Raw genomic sequence first — 922 nt, 5'->3', positions numbered from 1 at the left:
CCATCGCCCGCGCATTGGCGTTTTCGATGCGGCGCGCGACGCCCAGTTCGATATCGCCCGGCCCGGCCGGAATTTTCGCGTTGACGAGTAACGCCGATGCAAACCAGTTGGCCGCGTCGGTACGTTTCGAATAGATGTAATTAGCGCCGATGAAATTGCCGCTATAGGCATAGGTCGCGGCGAACATCTGCGTGAGTTGCGAAGACGGCGTGAGCGTGGGCGTATTGGCGTAATACTGATAGCGGTTCACGCCATAGCCGAGGATCATGCCGAAACGCTGGTACATCACATTCATGCCGATATTGCGGCCATCGGCGGTCTGACCGGCTGCATTCTGCGCACCGAACGAATAGCCAATTTCACCGGAAAGACCGTTGAAATTCGGCGTGCGATAGCGCACGGCGTTGGGATAAAAGCCGCCGGTGCCCGATTTCCCCAGCGTCGTCGTATGTTCCAGCGACATGATGGCCGCGGGGTTCGACAAGCCGTAAGTCGCTACGTCCGATGCAAGAAAGACCCAGTAGATCGGCAGGTACAGATAGCCGGCGTCGACGCTGCCGAACGGCCCCGACAACCCGACCGACGCGCCCCGATTGAACGCCGTCGCGCCGCCGCCCATCCCCGAGTAGAGATTGAAGCCCGTCTCGAGCCGGAAATTCGCGCGATAGCCGCCGCCGAGATCTTCCTTGCCGAGCAGCCCGAAGCGCGATGCCTGCAGGTTGCCGCTGGCCGCCATCGCCGTCGGGCTGACGGTGTCGTTGAATTTGCCGTACTGAACGGCCGAATCGACGATACCGTAGATCGTGACCGTCGATTGCGCCCAGCCTGCCGAATTGCCCGCCGCCACCAGCGCCGCGAGTGCCGTTCCGTTTCGCAGGCACGAACGTCCCCACGCGCCCGTTGCCGGGCGCTTCTTCGCGTA

The 922-nt window shown here is 62.0% G+C and carries 1 protein-coding gene; it reads right to left on the bottom strand.

Annotated elements, in window-relative coordinates; all coding sequences use genetic code 11:
* A partial coding sequence (locus G3O01_RS44845) for a porin (protein ID WP_205813940.1) occupies window positions 1-922 on the bottom strand: 922 nt, incomplete at both ends.

The organism is Burkholderia sp. Ac-20365 (assembly GCF_017104715.1).
Taxonomy (GTDB): Bacteria; Pseudomonadota; Gammaproteobacteria; order Burkholderiales; family Burkholderiaceae; genus Paraburkholderia.
Note: the sequence above shows the minus strand (reverse complement) of the source record. Positions and strands in the feature narration are given on the sequence as shown.